At 73.3% G+C, this 15411-nt stretch carries 13 protein-coding genes; 8 read left to right on the forward strand and 5 right to left on the reverse strand.

The features are described 5' to 3' along the window. The first annotated feature begins 40 nt into the window (after positions 1-40). Positions 41-931 (forward strand): D-alanyl-D-alanine carboxypeptidase family protein, encoded by an 891-nt coding sequence (locus tag ACFYY8_RS23535; RefSeq protein WP_390044230.1) that lies wholly within the window; start codon positions 41-43, stop codon positions 929-931. Between the two features lie 12 nt (positions 932-943). On the opposite strand, the gene ACFYY8_RS23540 is transcribed toward ACFYY8_RS23535, so the two are convergent. Together ACFYY8_RS23540 and ACFYY8_RS23545 are read right to left on the reverse strand one after the other, a co-directional pair. Then, positions 944-1855: a LysR family transcriptional regulator gene (locus ACFYY8_RS23540; protein ID WP_390044232.1), complete on the reverse strand. Its 912-nt coding sequence runs from the start codon at positions 1853-1855 to the stop codon at positions 944-946. Between the two features lie 60 nt (positions 1856-1915). Next, entirely contained in the window at positions 1916-2434 is a 519-nt protein-coding gene (locus tag ACFYY8_RS23545) for a RidA family protein (RefSeq protein WP_390044235.1), read from the reverse strand. 491 nt (positions 2435-2925) lie between these two features. Between ACFYY8_RS23545 and ACFYY8_RS23550 the strand changes: the two genes are divergently transcribed. The 6 genes from ACFYY8_RS23550 to ACFYY8_RS23575 all read left to right on the forward strand — a co-directional run bounded on the left by ACFYY8_RS23550 (position 2926) and on the right by ACFYY8_RS23575 (position 10984). After that, entirely contained in the window at positions 2926-4182 is a 1257-nt protein-coding gene (locus tag ACFYY8_RS23550) for a pyridoxal phosphate-dependent aminotransferase (RefSeq protein WP_390044239.1), read from the forward strand. Between the two features lie 64 nt (positions 4183-4246). After that, positions 4247-5941: an ABC transporter ATP-binding protein gene (locus ACFYY8_RS23555; RefSeq protein WP_390044242.1), complete on the forward strand. Its 1695-nt coding sequence runs from the start codon at positions 4247-4249 to the stop codon at positions 5939-5941. Next, positions 5938-7728: an ABC transporter ATP-binding protein gene (locus ACFYY8_RS23560; RefSeq protein ID WP_390044244.1), complete on the forward strand. Its 1791-nt coding sequence runs from the start codon at positions 5938-5940 to the stop codon at positions 7726-7728. The genes ACFYY8_RS23555 and ACFYY8_RS23560 overlap by 4 nt, the downstream gene beginning before the upstream one ends. Positions 7729-7826: 98 nt before the next feature. After that, positions 7827-8891, forward strand: coding sequence for an ABC transporter substrate-binding protein (locus tag ACFYY8_RS23565; RefSeq protein ID WP_390044246.1), 1065 nt, complete (start codon positions 7827-7829; stop codon positions 8889-8891). A gap of 18 nt (positions 8892-8909) precedes the next feature. Beyond that, positions 8910-9977, forward strand: a complete 1068-nt coding sequence (locus tag ACFYY8_RS23570) for a FecCD family ABC transporter permease (RefSeq protein ID WP_390044248.1) — start codon at positions 8910-8912, stop codon at positions 9975-9977. Beyond that, positions 9974-10984 carry a FecCD family ABC transporter permease gene (locus ACFYY8_RS23575; RefSeq protein WP_390044250.1) on the forward strand — a complete coding sequence of 337 codons (1011 nt, stop codon included), beginning with the start codon at positions 9974-9976 and terminating at the stop codon, positions 10982-10984. Before ACFYY8_RS23570 ends, ACFYY8_RS23575 begins: the two co-directional genes overlap by 4 nt. Here ACFYY8_RS23575 and ACFYY8_RS23580 read toward each other — a convergent pair. Beyond that, a complete protein-coding gene (locus tag ACFYY8_RS23580) occupies positions 10981-12273 on the reverse strand; it encodes an ArsB/NhaD family transporter (protein WP_390044252.1) in 1293 nt (430 codons plus the stop codon). The two genes, ACFYY8_RS23575 and ACFYY8_RS23580, sit on opposite strands and share 4 nt — an antisense overlap. Beyond that, positions 12270-12890 (reverse strand): CBS domain-containing protein, encoded by a 621-nt coding sequence (locus tag ACFYY8_RS23585; protein WP_390044254.1) that lies wholly within the window; start codon positions 12888-12890, stop codon positions 12270-12272. The genes ACFYY8_RS23580 and ACFYY8_RS23585 overlap by 4 nt, the downstream gene beginning before the upstream one ends. 222 nt (positions 12891-13112) lie before the next feature. Here ACFYY8_RS23585 and ACFYY8_RS23590 point away from each other — a divergent pair, with 222 nt between their 5' ends. Then, positions 13113-14144, forward strand: a complete 1032-nt coding sequence (locus ACFYY8_RS23590) for a PP2C family protein-serine/threonine phosphatase (RefSeq protein WP_390044256.1) — start codon at positions 13113-13115, stop codon at positions 14142-14144. On the opposite strand, the gene ACFYY8_RS23595 is transcribed toward ACFYY8_RS23590, so the two are convergent. Further along, complete coding sequence (locus ACFYY8_RS23595; RefSeq protein WP_390044258.1) at positions 14134-15342, reverse strand: cytochrome P450; 1209 nt, start codon at positions 15340-15342, stop codon at positions 14134-14136. The two genes, ACFYY8_RS23590 and ACFYY8_RS23595, sit on opposite strands and share 11 nt — an antisense overlap. Positions 15343-15411: the final 69 nt, after the last annotated feature.

Raw genomic sequence — 15411 nt, forward strand, 5'->3', positions numbered from 1 at the left:
GGCGACGGGCCGGAGATATCAGCGGCACACCGTTTCACGTATGCGATATGTCCTGGCTTATCTCCTGGCGTTCGTCCTGCTGAGCGGCTGCGGAGCCGTACCGGCCGTCTCCGGAGCCACGGTGCCCGGCGTGCCGCTGCCGTGGCCCGCTGAGGGGCAGGCCACGGTCGAGGTCGAGGGGGTGGGCAACCTGGGCCTCAGCGGCGGGCGGAGGCCGGTGCCCATCGCCAGCGTGACGAAGGTGATGACCGCCTACGTGATCCTGCGCCGCCATCCGCTGCGGCCCGGCGAGAACGGCCCGCTGGTCACGGTCGACCACACCGCCGCCAACGAGTCCTACCTGCCGCAGGAGTCGACCGTCCCGCTGCGGGAGGGCCGCAGGGTACGGCTGCGCCGCATGCTCGAACTGATGCTGGTGCCCTCGGGCAACAACGTGGCCCGCCTCCTGGCCCGCTGGGACTCCGGCTCCCAGGAGCGCTTCGTCGCGCGGATGAACGCCGAGGCCCGCCGCCTGGGCATGCGGGCCACCACGTACACCGGCGCCAGCGGCAACGAGGACAGCACCGTCAGCACCGCCCCCGACCAGCTCAGACTGGCCAAACAGGCGATGCGCGACCCGGTCTTCCGCGAGGTGGTCTCACGGGCCGAGACCGTCGTCCCCGGGGACGCGCTCAGGCTGGCCAACACGAACACGCTGCTGAACAGGCACGGCGTCATCGGCGTCAAGACCGGCTCGGGCACCGCCGCCGGAGGCAACCTGGTCTGGGCCTCCCGGGTGCGGGGCCGCCTGGTGCTCGGGGTGATCCTCTCCCAGGCCGCGGGCACCAACCCGGTGGCCGCCAAGGCCGCGGCGCTCGACGTGGGCGGCCGGATGAGCGAGGCGGTCGAGCGGTGGCTGACCGGCCCGGACTCCCCGCTGCCCGCCCGGTGAGAACCGGGCCGGTCAGTGCCGCCCGAGCCGTGCGCAGACGGACTCGAGCACGCCGAGCGCGGCGGTGAGGGCGGGCCGCCGCCCGGTCGCGGTCCGCCACACGCCGTAGATCCGGCGCAGCGGGGCCGAGCCGACGGGCAGCGCGCGGACGGTCGCGGGCAGCGGCCCCCGGCCCATCCTGGGGACCAGGGCCACGCCGAGTCCCGCGCCGACCATCTCGATCTGGCTGGCGTACTCGCTGACCATGTGGGTGAAGCGGGCCGTACCCGGCGAGTCGCGGTAGGCGTTGAGCAGGAAGTCGTGGGCCACGGACCCCGGCTCGTAGAGCCAGCTCTCCTCCCGCAGGTCGTCGAACTCGACCGAGGTCCGGCGGGCCAGCGGGTGGGTGTGGAAGACGAGCACGTCGGAGACGTCGTCGCCCAGGTGCCGGGAGTGCAGCCCCTCGGGCAGTTCGAGAGGCATCGCGGCCCAGTCGTGGGCCACGGCGAGATCGACGGTGCCCTTGGCGACGAGTTCCACCGCCCGGTGGGAGTCGACCTCGACGAGCTGCGGTTCCAGCGACGGCCAGGTCTGCCCGAGCTCCCGCATCGCCGCCGGGATCATCCCCCGCGCCGCGGTGGGGAAGGCCGCGACGCGCAGCGGGCCGGTGACCGTCTCCGTCTGCGCCTGCAGCTCGGCGTTCATGCTCTCCAGCTCGATCACGATGCGGCCTGCGGCCTCGGCGAGGATGCGGCCGGCGACCGTCAGGGTCATCCGCCGCCCCTGACGGTCGATGAGGACCTGGCGCACGTCGCGCTCAAGCCGGGCGATCTGCTGGGAGATGGCCGAGGGGGTGTAGCCGAGGGCACCCGCGGCGGCTGTCACCGACCCGTGGGTCGCCAGGGCGTCGATGGCGCGGAGGCCGGCGAGGCTCAGGTTGGTCACGGATGTCACCTCGTTCCCGCCGCGGTCCACGGGACGCGACCGGCAGGACACGCCGTCGGCCTACGGCTTGTGCTCGTCCGGCAGCTTACAGCGATGGCCTCCGGGCGGTCGAACGTCGCCCTCCGCGGGCGGGGCGGGCAGGTGGAGGACCGCGTCCACCTCGACCTTCACCTCGCGCAGTCCCGCGACCACCGTGGTGCGGGCCGGGCGGTGGCCGCCGAAGCACTCGGCGTAGGCGGCGTTGAACTCGCCGAAGTACTCGGGCCGCGCCAGGTAGGCGGTGACCTTCACCACGTCCCCGAGGCCGCCGCCCGCCGCGTGGGAGATCTCGGCCAGGTTGCGCAGGGTCAGCAGTGTCTCGGCGCGCACGTCGGCGGGCGTGTAGCCGCCGTCCGGCGCGCGCGGCACCTGGCCGGAGACGTACACGAGGTCGCCCGCCCGTACGGCCTGGGCGTAGTGCCCGGCCGGGGAGGGCGCCCGCTCGGTGTGGACGGGTACGGTGCCGTGCGCCGGTGGCGAGGTGATCCGGTGTTCCTCCCGGATGATCGCGTCCTTGGACGTCTGATCGCTCGGCTCCATGGCGGCTCCTCACTGTGGGCGACACGTCCCGGCCCCGTCCCGAACCCCGCCGGAGGCGGGAGCCGTACCGGATGCGGGGCGGACGGCGGCCACGGAAAGAGGTCCCGTCGCCGACCGCAGAGTCTGCCAAAAAGCCCGGAGACCGGACAAGAAACGTTTTCGAAATCGGTGTTTTAACGTCCGCTAAAAAAGCGGGCCGGGCGAGAACGGCGTCAGGGCCCATTAGCAAAGCTAAAAGAGGCGGTGCAGATTCCCGCGCTTGCCCGTTCCCCGGGGGTTCCCGTTCACTTGATTGACCGCGGCGGTTCCGTGGCGGACCGGGGAAGGGCGGCTCGACCACCCGCGTGCTCGGCCGGTCACGGGACGCCCGCTCCCCCTCGGCCCTCGCCCCGGCGCCCGGTCCGAGACGACCCACCGGCCACCGCCTCGACACGACGAGACGCGTCGGCGACTTCAACGGAGCGAACCACATGAAACCGACGGGGCATTCCATGGAACCGAACCCGGAACCGCAGCCGCGATCACAGCCGGGGGCACGGCCGGAGTCACGGCGCCTGCGGGCGACCCACCTGCCGGAACGGGCACGGCTCATCGGCTCGTCCGTGCGCGAGGCCGATCTCAGCCTGCGGCTGGACGGCGCCGGGCACGGACTGCTCGACACGACCCATTTCGACACCGTGCGCTTCCCGCCGCCGGACTGGGCGCTGGAGACCTTCTCCCTGGCCGCCGGGGACGGCGAGCTGGCCTACACCGCCTACCGGGGCGGCGACGGGGTGCGGCGGGCCTGTGCCCGTCCCGTCGCGGAGCTGCTGGGCGTGGACGTCGACCCCGACCGTGACCTCGTGCTGACCGCCGGGACCCAGAGCGGCCTGTTCACGACGCTCAGCGCGCTGGTCGACGACGGCGACACCGTGGCGCTCGCCGACCCGGAGTACCTGTTCGTCGAGCGGATGCTGCGTTTCCTCGGCGCCAGGGTGGTGCGGATCGGCATGGTGGACGGTCCCGACGGGCCGCAGCTCGACCTGGACGCGCTCGACGAGGTGGCCGGGAACGGGATCAGGCTGCTGCTGACGTCCAACCCCAACAACCCGACCGGCTCGGTCTACACCGAGGAGACGGTCCGCGGCATGGCGCGCCTGGCCGTACGGCACGACTTCCTGGTGGTCGTCGACGAGCTGTACTGCAGGCTGGTCTATCCGGACGTCCCGTTCTTCCATCTCGCGGCCCAGCCGGGGATGGCGGAGCGGACGGTGACCATGCTCGGCGGGTCGAAGACCGAGTCGCTCAGCGGTTACCGGATCGGGGTCGTCGTCGCGCCCCCGGAGGTCGTGGACGCGATCGAGCAGGTGATGGCGATGACCTGCCTGCGCGCCCCCGCCTACGCCCAGCAGCTGCTCACCCGCTGGCTGGTCGACGACCGGGAGTTCGTGCGGCGCCGGGTCGAGGAGCTGCGCGTGATCCGCGACCTGACCGTCGACCGGCTGCGTCAGGTCGACGGCCTGGTCGTACGGCCCGGCGCGGGCACGGCCTACCTGTGGCCCGACGTCTCGGCTCTCGGTCTCAGCGACGTGGCGGTGGCCCGTCTCCTGCAGCGGGAGGCGGGGGTCGTGGTGAGTCCCGGCTACCAGTTCGGGCCGTCGGGGGTCGGGCGGTTCCGGGTCTGCTACGCCAGGGACGAGACTCAGTGGGAGGCCGCCCTCGACCGGATGGTGAAGGCGCTGAATGACACACCTGACCGACACCGCTGACTCAAACCGGACATTACCCGCACAATAGGCTAGCCTTCCCTGATCATGACGTCGGGAGGCGCGGGTGAGCCGGTCGAGGTCGCCGGGACAGGTGGTTCTGCGCCGGGCGCTCGGCGGGAGGCGACGCCTGGTCCTGGCCGGGTCCGTGCTGCGTGCCGGGCACCAGGCGGGAGAGGCCACGGTTCCGGTGCTGATCGGCCTGGCCGTGGACCAGGGTGTCGTCGCGGGTGACCTCGGCGCCCTGCTGCGCTGGCTCGCGGTGCTGGCCGTCGTCTATCTGGTGCTGTCCTTCAGCTACCGGTTCGGCGCCCGCGCCTCCGACCGCGCCATGGAGGAGATCGCGCACACCCTGCGCGCCGACGTCGTCGGCCGGGTCCTGCATCCCGGCGGCGGCGCCGAGTCCGGACGGCTTCCCGGCGCGCTCGCCGGGATCGCCACCGAGGACGCCAGGCGGGTCGGCGCGCTGGCCAACGCGATCCCCGGCGCCGCCGCCACGTTCACCGGACTGCTGGCCGGGGCCGCCGTGCTGCTGTGGATCTCGGTCCCGCTCGGCCTGGTCGTGCTGGCAGGCGCCCCGGCGCTGCTGTGGCTCGGTCACCTGCTGAGCAGGCCGCTCGAACGGCGCAGCGCGACCGAGCAGGACCGGGCCGCGCGCGCCTCCGGCGTGGCCGCCGACCTGGTCGCCGGGCTGCGGGTGCTCAAGGGCATCGGCGCGGAACGGGCCGCCCTGGACAGGTACCGCGTGACCAGCCGCGACTCCCTGGCCGCGACGATGCGCGCGGCCAGGGCGGAGGCGCTGCAGAACGGTGTGGTCCTGGCGCTGACCGGCTGCCTCATCGCGGTCGTCGGGCTGTCCGGCGGGCGGCTGGCGGCCGACGGGCGGATCAGCCTGGGCGACCTGATCTCCGCGGTCGGGCTCGCGCTGTTCCTGATCGGGCCGTTGCAGTCGCTGGCCCGGGTCAACACCGCCTTCGCCCAGGCCAGGGCGTCGGCCACCAGGATCGCCGAGGTGCTGGCCGCGCCGCCCGCCGTCACCCCCGGCGCCGTACGGCTGCCGCGTGACCTTCGGGGCGGTCTCAGCCTGCGCGGGGTCGGGCACGCCGGGCTGCGCGGGATCGACCTGGAGGTCGCGCCCGGCGAACTGCTCGGCGTCGCCGCGACCGACCCGGCGGACGCGCTCGCGTTGCTGCGCTGCCTGGACCGGCGGGCCGACCCGGAGGCCGGGACGGTCGAGCTCGACGGGATCAACCTGCGCGGCCTCGACCCCGGTGACCTGCGCTCCGCCGTCCTGGTCGCCGCGCACGACGCCGACCTGTTCGAGGGCACGCTGCTCGGCAACGTCGGGGCCGCCGCCGAGGAGGGCGCCGACCTGAAGCGGGTGATGACCGCGGCCGGAGCCGACGAGGTCGCCCGCGCCCTGCCGTACGGACAGGAGACGGTGGTCGCCGAGCGCGGCCGGTCGCTCTCCGGCGGGCAGCGGCAGCGGGTCGCCCTGGCCAGGGCGCTGGCCGCCGACCGGCCGGTGCTGGTGGTCCACGACCCGACGACGGCGGTCGACACGGTCACCGAGGCCAGGATCGCCGCCGGGATACGCGAGCTGCGGCGGGGCCGTACCACGATCATGGTCACCACCAGCCCGGCGCTGCTCACCGTCGCCGACCGGGTGGTGCTGCTGGACGGCGGCCGGATCGTGGAGACCGGGCCGCACACCGAGCTCGCCCGCCGCAACGAGACCTACCGCTCGGCGGTGCTGACGTGACCCGGGACCGGGAGAGGGAGCCGGAGACGGCACCGCCCGAGGGGGCGCTGCCGACGGCCTCCCCCGCGCGGACCCGCGCCCTCGTGCGGGAGCTGCTGCGTCCGCGCCGCGGGCTCGCCGCCGCCGGGTTCGCCGTGATGGTCGGCGCGACCGCGTTCGGGCTGCTCCCCCAGCCGCTCCTCGGGCACATCGTCGACCTGGTCGCCGAGGGCCGTCCCGCCACGGAGCTGACCGGGCCCGCCGTGCTGCTGGTGCTCGTCGCGCTCCTGCAGGGCGGCGCGACGGCGCTGGGGCTGACGCTGGTCTCGCGGCTCGGCGAGACCATGCTGGCCGCGCTGCGGGAGCGGTTCGTCGAGCGCGCGCTGCTGCTGCCGCAGGAGCGGGTCGAGCGGGCGGGCTCCGGCGACCTGACGGCCCGGGTCACCGGTGACGTGTCCCGGGTGGCCGAGTCGGTGCGCAACGCCCTGCCCGAACTGGCCCGCTCGCTGCTGGCCATCGTGCTGACGCTCGGCGCCATGGCGCTGCTCGACTGGCGCTTCCTGGTCGCCGCGCTGCTCGCGGTGCCGGTCCAGGCGCACACCGCCCGCTGGTACGTGCGCAACGCGGTGCCGCTCTACGCCCGCCAGCGTGTCGCGGCGGGGGCGATACAGCAGCGTCTGCTCGACACGATCGGCGGCGCGGAGACCGTACGGGCCTTCCGGATGGAGGAGGAGCACGCCGGGCGGGTCGCGAACGCCTCGCGGGCGGCGATCGAGCTGACGATGCGCGGGGTCAGGCTCGTGGTGGGCTTCTACAGCCGGCTGCACATCGCCGAGTACATCGGGCTGGCCGCGGTGCTGTTCGCCGGGTTCCTCCTGGTTCAGGATGGCTCGGCGTCCATCGGCACCGCGACCGCCGCCGCACTGTACTTCCACAGCCTGTTCGGCCCGATCAACAACGCGCTCGTGCTGCTCGACGACGCGCAGTCGGCCCTGGCCGGGCTGGCGCGCCTGGCGGGGGTCGCCACGCTTCCCCCGGAGTCCGAGACGGAACCGGAGGCCGGGCGGGAACCGGACGCGGAGCCGCGGGCGGTCATCGTGACGGACGCCGGGCACGCCTACGAGGCGGGACGGCCGGTGCTGAACGGGGTGGACCTCGTCCTGCGCCCCGGTGAGCAGGTCGCGCTGGTCGGCGCGAGCGGGGCGGGCAAGTCGACGCTCGCCAGGATCGTCGCGGGCGTCCAGCGCCCCTCGTCCGGGACCGTACGGCTGCCCGCCGCCCGGCCGGGCGCGCGGCGCGCGGTGGTGCTGGTCACGCAGGAGTCGCACGTGTTCGCCGGGCCGCTCGCCGAGGACCTGCGGCTGGCCAGGCCGGAGGCGGACGAGGAGGAGCTGTGCTCCGCGCTCGCCCTGGTCGGCGCGCTGGAGTGGGCACGCGCGCTGCCCGCCGGGCTCGACACGGTCGTCGGCGAGGCCGGGCACCGGCTCACCGCCGCCCAGGTGCAGCAGCTCGCGCTGGCCCGGCTGGTGCTGGCCGACCCGGAGGTCGCGGTGCTCGACGAGGCGACGGCCGAGGCGGGCAGCGCGGGCGCCCGCGCGCTCGAACGGGCCGCCGCCCGCGCCGCCGAGGGCCGTACCGCCCTGGTGGTCGCGCACCGGCTGACCCAGGCCGCGACGGCGGACCGGATCGTCGTCATGGAGGACGGACGCGTGGCGGAGAGCGGCACGCACGAGGAGCTGCTGGCCGTGGGCGGACGTTACGCCGCCCTGTGGGAGGCCTGGTCGGACACCCGCGCCACGACGGAGTGATCCACCTGTCACCGTTCCCCCACCCCCGGTGACAGAGTGACAGAAGGGACATATAAGGTAAGCCTTACCTAAATCTCCCTCCGTCACTTGGAGATCGCATGCTCACCGCCGTACGGTCGCGATCCAGGACCGCACTGGCCGCGCTGGTCACCCTGACCGCCCTCGCGCTCGCCGGGTGCTCCGCCTCCACCTCCCCCGCCGAACCCGGGGCGCGGTCCTCGGCGAGCCGGGCCGCGTCCTCAAGCGACGCCTTCCCCGTCACCATCCCCAGCGCGCTCGGCGACGCCGTGATCACCAAGAGGCCGGAGCGTGTGGTCACCTGGGGCTGGTCGAGTCAGGACGTCGTGCTCGCCCTCGGCGTGGTCCCGGTCGCGATGCCCAGGAACACCTACGGCGGGGACGCCGACGGCGTGCTCCCCTGGGACGCGGACAAGATCAAGGAGCTCGGCGGCGCCACCCCGGTCCTGCTCAGCTCCGAAAGCGGCGAGGTGCCGTTCGAGGAGATCGTCGAAGTCCGCCCCGACGTCATCCTCGCCCCCTACTCGGGCATCACCAAGGAGGAGTTCGCCAAACTCGGCAAGATCGCCCCGGTCGTCGCCTACCCGGAGAAGCCCTGGGCGCTGTCCTGGCAGGACCAGGTCGAGATCATCGGCAAGGCCCTCGGCCGCAGCGCCGAGGCCACGGCCCTGAAGGAGAGGACCGCCGCCCACGTCGCCTCGCTCGCCGCGGCCAACCCGGTCCTGAAGGGCAGGTCCTTCCTGTACGGCGCCGCCAACGAGGCCGACCAGCTCAACGTCTACCGGGCCAGCGACCCCCGGGTGGCGCTGCTCGGCGACCTCGGCATGACCGTGAGCCCCAGCGTCGCCGCGCTCGACGCCGACCCCGAGGCGGGCTCCTACTTCTACAACGTCAGTTACGAGAACGTCGGCAAGATCGAGGCCGACGTCCTGGTGATGTACTTCGGCTCCCAGAAGGAGGCCGACAGGTTCGTCGCCGACCCGGTCATCGCGGCCATGCCCAACATCAGGGACAAGCGCTTCGCTCCCATCGTGGGTGAGTCGTTCGTGATGGCCAGCAGCGCGCCGACGGTGCTGTCCATCCCGTGGATGCTCGACCGGTACGTGCCACAGCTCGCCGCCGCCGCCGCGAAGGCCGGCGCGTAGCCCTCTGGAGATCCGTACGTGCCCGTCCTGCCCGCGCCCCGGGACGCCCGGAGACCCGCGGTCCCTGCCGGCCCCGCGTCCCGGCGCCGGACCGGCCCCCTGGTCGCCGGTCTGCTCCTGCTCGCCGTCGCGCTGGTCGCGGTGTGCGCGTTCAGCCTCGCCGTCGGCGCCAACGCGCTGCCGCCGCGCACGGTGTGGCAGGCGCTCACCCACTACGACCCGGCGAACCCGCACCACCTGGTGATCGTCGAGAAGCGGCTGCCCCGGACCCTCGTCGGGGTGGTGGCCGGGCTGGGCCTGGCCGTGGCAGGGGTGGTCGTCCAGGGACTGACCCGCAACCCGATGGCCGACCCCGGTCTGCTCGGCGTCAGTTCCGGCGCCTCCCTGGCCGTCGTCGTCGCCATCAGCGTCCTCGGCGTCCAAGGCGGCGGCAGGATCTGGTTCGCCTTCGCCGGTGCCGCCGTGGTGACCGCCTTCGTGTACGGCGTCGCCGGGGCAGGGGGACGCTCCGGTGCCGGCCCGGTCACCCTGGTGCTCGCCGGGGCCGCGGTCACCGCGGCGCTCACCTCCCTGGTCACCGCGGTGCTGCTCACCGACCGCTCCGCCCTCGACCAGATGCGCTTCTGGCAGGTCGGCGCGCTGGCCGCCCGGGGGTTCCCGGTGCTGTGGCAGACACTGCCGGGCGTCGCCGCCGGGCTCGTCCTCGCCGTCGCGGTCAGCAGGCCGCTCAACGGCCTGGCCCTGGGCGAGGACACGGCCCGGGGCCTGGGCCAGCGGGTCGGGCTCACCCGGGCGCTCGCCACGCTGACGGTGGTGCTGCTGTGCGGCTCGGCCACCGCCGCCGCCGGACCCATCGCCTTCGCCGGGCTGATCGTCGCGCACACCTCACGCAGGCTCGCGGGACCCGACCACCGCTGGACCGTCCCGTACGCGGCGCTCTCCGGCCCGATCCTGCTCATCGGCTGCGACGTACTGGGCCGGATCGTCGCGCGCCCCGGCGAGCTCCAGGTGGGCGTGGTGGTCGCGGCGGCCGGCGCCCCGCTGCTCATCGCCCTGGTACGGCCGCGCGGGAGGGGACGCCGATGACCGTCACCGGATCGCCGACCGGCAGGCTGCGCAGGCGGGCCCGGTCGCGCGAGGCCCGGGTCACCGCCGTGCTCGCGGCCGGGATCGCCGCGCTCGCCGTGTGCGGGCTCGCGCTCGGCAAGGCGTCGGTCAGCCCGCAGGAGGTCCTCGGCGCCGTCCTCGGCCGAGCGGACCCGACGACCGGGTTCGTCATCATGGAGCTGCGCATGCCGCGCATGCTCACCGCGCTGCTGGCCGGGGCGTGTCTGGGCCTGTCCGGCGCGCTGCTCCAGTCGATCCTGCGTAACCCCCTGGCCAGCCCGGACGTCATCGGTGTCACGCAGAGCGCGGGCGCGGCCGGGGTCCTCGGGCTCATCGCCTTCGGGCTGAGCGGCCTGTCGCTGACCGGTGTCGTGCTCGGCGGCGCCCTGGTCGCGACCGCCGCCGTCTACCTGCTGTCCTGGCGGCGCGCCGGTCACCGCCTCGTCATCGTCGGCATCGGCGTCTCCGCCCTGTGCACGGCCGTCGTCTCGTACGTGCTCACCAGCGGCGACGTGCGCGACACCCAGGAGGCGCTGGTGTGGATCAACGGCAGCCTGGGCAGGGCGGGCTGGGAAACCTCGCTGACGCTGGCGGTCTGCGGAGTGGTGCTGGTGCCCGCCGCGCTGGCCGCGGGGCGCGGGCTGCCCGTCCTCGAACTGGGCGACGACCCGGCGACGGCGCTCGGCGAGCGGGTCGGGCGCGCCCGGACGCTGGTGCTCGGGCTCGCCGCCGCCCTGGCCGCCACGGCCGTCGCCGTCGTGGGGCCGGTGCCGTTCGTCGCGCTGGTCAGCGCCCCGGTGGCGCGCCGCGTCGTCCGGACGGGCTCCGTCGCCCTGCTGCCGTCCGCGTTGGCCGGGGCCGCGCTGCTGCTCGCCTCCGACCTGGTCGCGCAGTTCGCGGTGCCCGGTGTGCCGCTGCCCGCCGGCGTCGTGACCGGTGTCGTCGGCGCGCCGTACCTGCTGCGGCTGCTGGTCAGACGCCGCTAGAGCAGGTATCGCACCCACAGGTACGGCGTGGCCACGGCGACGGTGACGAGCGTGACGACGAGGCCGTACCTCGTGAAGCCCCAGAAGCTGATCGGGGTGCCGTTGCGGGCGGCGATGCCGAGCACGACGACGTTGGCCGCGGCGCCGACGGCGGTGGCGTTGCCCCCCAGGTCGGCGCCGAGCGCGAGCGCCCACCACAGCACCCTGGCGTGCTCACCGCCTCCGGCCGCGTTCACCAGGTCGGCCACGATGGGGCTCATCGTGGCCACGTACGGGATGTTGTCGACGATCGCCGAGATCCCGGCCGACCCCCACAGCAGGCCCGTGGCGGCCACCCCGATCCGCCCCTGGGTCGCCTCGACGGCGGCACGGGAGACCTGTTCGATGACGCCGGTCTCGACCAGCGCTCCGACCATGACGAACAGCCCGGCGAAGAAGGTCAGGGTCGGCCACTCCACCTCGGAGATGGCCTCCTCCGCGGTGACCCTGGTCGCGGCCACCAGGAAACCCGCCCCCAGGATCGCCACGACGGACGGCTCGTAGTGCAGGACGGGGTGGAGCACGAAGGCCACCAGGACCAGGGCCAGCACGACCAGGCTCTGCCACAGCAGCCCGCGGTCGGTGATCGCCTCGCGTTCGTCGAGCGCCATCACGTCGGCCGCCCGCGCCGGGTCGTGCGCGAACGCCCCGCGGAACAGGAACCGGCACAGCACCACGAAGACCACCATCAGCAGCACGATCAGCGGCGCCAGGTGGACCAGGAAGTCGTTGAAGGTCAGACCTCCCCGGCTGGCGATGATGATGTTGGGCGGGTCGCCGACCAGGGTGGCGGTGCCGCCGATGTTCGAGGCCATCGCCTCGGCGATCAGGAACGGCGCCACCGGTACGGCCAGCCGTTCGCACACCAGGAACGTCACCGGGGCGATGAGCAGCACGGTGGTGACGTTGTCCAGCAGGGCGGAGGCCAAGGCGGTGATGACGACCAGCAGCACCATCAGCCGGTACGGCCTGCCCCTGGCCCGTTTCGCGGCCCAGATCGCGAGGTACTCGAAGACGCCGGTCTGCTTGAGCACCCCGACGATGACCATCATGCCCAGCAGCAGGAAGACGACGTTCCAGTCGACGCCGGTGTGCCGGGAGAAGAACGCGGCCTCGGCGTCGGTCGCGTGGATCAGCAGCATGATCCCGGCACCGCCGAGGGCCGCGGCGACCCGGTGCACCCGTTCGGTGGCGATCAGCGCGTAGGCGCCGAGGAAGACCGCGACCGAGAGCCAGGCGAGGACGCTCACGCGGCCAGGACCCGGTCGAGCAGCGTCCGCAGGGTGACCGCGCCCACCAGGCGGCCGCCGTCGACGACCGCGGCCAGCGGGCTGTGGGTGCGCGCCATGAGGGCGGCGACCTCCAGCACCGTGGCGTCCGGATCGGTGACCGGCAGTTCCCTGCGTTCGCGGGGCATCGCCTCACGTACCGTCCGTCCGGCGACCGCCCGCAGGAAGCCGTCGGCGTGCGCCTCGTCGACCACCCGGGCCAGCGCCGGGTCGTCCTGGCAGTAGCCGGGCACGGCCAGGCGCAGCACCTGCGTGCCGGGCAGGATGCTGATGGGCAGGCCGTCGCCGTCGACGACGATCAGGCCGGGCAGCCCCTGGTCGGCCAGCAGCCGGGCCGCCTCGGCGACCGGGGTCTCAAGGGTGACCGTGGGAAAGGCGGTCAGCAGGTCGCGTGCGCGCATCGGAGAGTCCTCCTCGCCGCGGCGACCCGCGGCACTGGTTCCGGTGACGTGGGTCTTCCGCCGGGCGGGCGGCGGTTCCCCGGGCGGGTCAGGAGCCCGGCGGGCGGGGACGGAGACATCGGCGAGCACCTTCCAGGCCATACGGCATGACAGCGCCGACCAGGCTTCCCGGCTCACCGGGGACGATCTTATCAGTGCCCTGTTTTCACCCACGGGACAGAAACGAACCCTGATCGAGCAATCTTGCCAGCTGATCGTGATGCTCGCTGGGCACCATGAGCAGCAGGCGTTCACGCCGACGATCTGTTCCACGATTCCTGGAGGCCAGCCCTGCACTCCCCGGCGCCGGAGATCCATCGCAGATCACAGGCGGTACTCAAGATCCTTCCGTTCGCGGTGATGGGCGCCGTCGGCCTGACCGACATGCTCGCCGGTCCGAGGCTCGGCTTCCTGCCGCTGCTGACCCTCGGGCCGACCTTCGCCTCGGTGTCCGGCGGCGTACGGCGCACCGTACTCGTCGGCGCGCTGGCGCTGGCCATCTGCCTGCCGCTCTCGGCCTACAGCGGCGTGCTGTTCAACCGGCAGAACAACCTCACGATCGCGACGATCACCGCGGTGACCGGCGCCAGCATGCTGGCCGCCCACCTGCGCATCCGCCGCGAGCGCGAACTGGCCAACGTGCGGATGGTCGCCGAGACGGCCCAGCACGTGCTGTTGCGCCCGGTGCCGCGCCGGGCGGGCGACCTGCGCATCGCCCTGTCCTACACCTCGGCCGCGGCCGAGGCACGCATCGGCGGGGACCTCTACGAGGTCGTCACCACCCCGGAGGGGGTGCGCCTGCTCATCGGCGACGTGCAGGGCAAGGGGCTGCAGGCGGTCGAGACGGCCGCCTGGACACTCGGCGCGTTCCGCGAGGCGGCCTACGACGAACCCGACCTGCCGGGCATCGGCGACCGGCTCGAAAACAGCCTCGCCCGCCACCTGGGAGGCGAGAGGTTCGTCACGGCCATCCTCGCCCAGGTGCACGAGGAGGAGATATCCCTGCTGAACTTCGGCCACCCGCCGCCCCTGATCATGCGCAGCGACGGCCGGATCCTGCTGGCCGAGCCGGAGGAGGAGATCCCCCCGCTCGGCCTCGTCTCCCTCGGGTCCGCCGTCCCCGCCCCCTACCGGGTGCCGTTCGGGACCGGCGACCAGATCCTGCTGTACACCGACGGCGTCATCGAGGCCCGTGACGCCTCCGGCGTCTTCTATCCCCTCCTCGACCGCGCCGGGGTGCTCGGCGGCTCCGACCCCCAGGCCGCGCTTGAGGAACTGCGCGCCGACCTGCTCGACCACGTCGGCGGGCCGTTGCAGGACGACGCGGCGATGCTGCTGCTGCGCCGCCATTCCCGCCCTCCGGCGAGAGACGGCGCCGGGATCACCAGGTGACCGGGATGCGGTCGACCCCTCCGGTGAGCGAGTCGCTCTGCTCGGTCAGTTCCTCAGGCGGCACGGTCAGGGTGAGCGTGGGGAAGCGGCGGAACAGGCCGCCGATCATCTCCCGCATCTCGATCCTGGCCAGGCTCGCCCCGATGCAGTAGTGGATCGCGTAGCCGAACCCGAGGTGCTGGCTGCCGGGGGCGCGCCCGATGTCGAAGCGGTTGGGGTCGGTGAAGGCCCGCTCGTCCCGGTTGGCCGCCGTCATGGCGATGATCACCGCGTCGCCGCGCTCGATCGTCACACCGCCGATCGTCACGTCCTCGTGCGCGTAGCGGGGCAGGCCGTGGTTGCTCGGCGCCGCGATCCGCAGGATCTCCTCGACCGCCCTGTCGATCATCTCCGGGGTGGCGACCAGGGCGTCGCGCTGCTCCGGGTTGGACAGCAGCAGGAGCACGCCGTAGTCGATCTGGTTGATGGTCGTCTCGTGGCCCGCGAACAGCAGCCCGGCGGAGAGCATGGCGATCTCCTCGTCCGGCACGTCCGCCCTGGCCAGATCGGAGAAGACGTCCTCACTGGGATTCTCCCGCTTGTCGATGACGATCTTCCTGGTGTACTCGCTCAGCGCGTCCATCGCGTCCTGGGCCCGGCGCGGGTCGCTCAGGTTGCCCACCATCTCGGCCAGCTTCCTGAAGTAGCCGCGGTCGGCGTACGGCACGCCGAGCAGTTCGCAGATCACCAGTACGGGAAGCGGAAGGGAGATCCGCTCCCTCAGGTCGGCCGGGGGGCCGTGCTCGGCCATGTCGTCGAGCAACGTGTCGACGAACTCCCTGATGCGCGGCGCGAGGGCGCTCATCCTGCGGGCGGAGAAGGCGGGGGCGAACAGGCGGCGCATCCGCTCGTGCTTGGCCTTCTCGACCTCGATGGTGTCGCTGCGCGGGCCGCCCAGCAGCACTGAGTTGGAGATCCTGGACACCCGCTCCGGGGTGGGGGTCGAGCGGCCCAGGCGCCGCTCGGCGAAGGCCTCCCTGGCTTCCTCGTAGCCGGTCACCAGCCAGGCGACGTCGCCCGCCTGGGTGCGCACCCTGGCCACCGGTTCGTCGTTGAGCAACGCGTGGTAGGTCTGCGGCAGGTCAAGAGGGTTACTCCGCACGAAGGGGAGCGCGGGCAGATCCGCGGAGTCCGCGGGGTCGTTGACGTCATCAACCATGGCCGGGAAACACCTCTCGAAGTGGACGACGAGCCGTTTTTCAAAGCTCTCACTGAATGGTTTTCCCGA

It is taken from the genome of Streptosporangium sp. NPDC001559 (assembly GCF_042893955.1).
Taxonomy (GTDB): Bacteria; Actinomycetota; Actinomycetes; order Streptosporangiales; family Streptosporangiaceae; genus Streptosporangium.

What these genes read in the sequence shown, in the direction of transcription:
- ACFYY8_RS23545 (WP_390044235.1), bottom strand. Translation starts at nt 2,434, where the DNA reads ATGGAGCCGAGCGATCAGACGTCCAAGGACGCGATCATCCGGGAGGAA.
- ACFYY8_RS23590 (WP_390044256.1), top strand. Translation starts at nt 13,113, where the DNA reads ATGGGCGCCGTCGGCCTGACCGACATGCTCGCCGGTCCGAGGCTCGGC.
- ACFYY8_RS23595 (WP_390044258.1), bottom strand. Translation starts at nt 15,342, where the DNA reads ATGGTTGATGACGTCAACGACCCCGCGGACTCCGCGGATCTGCCCGCG.
- ACFYY8_RS23550 (WP_390044239.1), top strand. Translation starts at nt 2,926, where the DNA reads ATGGAACCGAACCCGGAACCGCAGCCGCGATCACAGCCGGGGGCACGG.
- ACFYY8_RS23565 (WP_390044246.1), top strand. Translation starts at nt 7,827, where the DNA reads ATGCTCACCGCCGTACGGTCGCGATCCAGGACCGCACTGGCCGCGCTG.
- ACFYY8_RS23535 (WP_390044230.1), top strand. Translation starts at nt 41, where the DNA reads ATGCGATATGTCCTGGCTTATCTCCTGGCGTTCGTCCTGCTGAGCGGC.
- ACFYY8_RS23575 (WP_390044250.1), top strand. Translation starts at nt 9,974, where the DNA reads ATGACCGTCACCGGATCGCCGACCGGCAGGCTGCGCAGGCGGGCCCGG.